This window comes from Chthonobacter albigriseus (assembly GCF_013839445.1).
Taxonomy (GTDB): Bacteria; Pseudomonadota; Alphaproteobacteria; order Rhizobiales; family Pleomorphomonadaceae; genus Chthonobacter; species Chthonobacter albigriseus.
In genome coordinates, this window is the sequence record NZ_JACDIT010000016.1 from 1 (window position 1) to 1,073 (window position 1,073).

The window sequence follows — 1,073 nt, forward strand, 5'->3', positions numbered from 1 at the left end:
GCCATGCGGTTGGTGAGCAGCCAGAAGAAGAGGTGCTTGTCGCCGAGGAAGCGGTAGCGCGAGAAGGCGTAGGCCGCCGGCAGCGCGACCGAGATCGAGATCAGGGTGTTCAGCGCGACGTAGGTGATCGAGTTGATGTAGCCGTTGTACCAGGACGGGTCGGTGAAGATGACCGTGTAGTTGCGCAGGGTCGGCTGCGTCGGCCACAGGCTGAAGGCGCCGGTGATCTCCTGGTTGGTCTTGAAGCTCATGTTGACGAGCCAGTAGATCGGCAACATCAGGAAGATGATGTAGAGGGTCGGGACCAGCCAGGTGAAGCGGGCGCGGTCGGACGAACGGACGCGTCCGAGCACGACTGGCCGGCTGGCGGCGGCGCCCTGGCGGGGAAGGGTGGTGGCGTCGGTCATGGTCGCGGGGCCTTCAGCGCCGTTCCTCGCCCGCCTGGGTCATCACGGTGTAGAAGACCCAGGAGAGGAGGAGGATGATGAGGAAGTAGATGATCGACATGGCCGCGGCCGGGCCGAGGTCGAACTGGCCGACCGCCATCTTGACGAGGTCGATCGAGAGAAAGGTGGTGGAACTGCCGGGGCCGCCGCCGGTGACGACGAAGGGCTCGGTGTAGATCATGAAGCTGTCCATGAAGCGCAGCAGCACGGCGATCAGCAGCACGCGGTTCATCTTGGGCAGCTGGATGTAGCGGAACACCGACCAGCGCGACGCGCCGTCGATCTTGGCGGCCTGGTAGTAGGCATCCGGGATGGAGACGAGGCCGGCGTAGCAGAGCAGCACGACGAGGCTCGTCCAGTGCCAGACGTCCATCAGGACGACGGTGATCCAGGCGTCGACGGGGTCGTTGACGTAGTTGTAGTCGAAGCCGAGACCGTCGAGCGTGTGGCCCATGAGGCCGATGTCGACGCGGCCGAAGACCTGCCAGATGGTGCCGACGACGTTCCAGGGAACGAGGAGCGGCAGCGACATCAGGACGAGGCAGACCGGAACCGCCCAGCCCTTGCGCGGCATGCAGAGGGCGATGGCGATGCCGAGCGGGATCTCGATGGCCAGGATGATGGCGG

The 1,073-nt window shown here is 65.1% G+C and carries 2 protein-coding genes; both read right to left on the reverse strand.

What is annotated here, in order from left to right:
- On the reverse strand, positions 1–407 hold a 407-nt coding region (locus HZ321_RS21450; protein ID WP_483295045.1), incomplete at its 3' end, for an ABC transporter permease family protein.
- 13 nt (positions 408–420) lie between these two features.
- Positions 421–1,073 (reverse strand): carbohydrate ABC transporter permease (locus HZ321_RS21455; protein ID WP_181704468.1); only part of this gene is annotated, 653 nt, incomplete at its 5' end.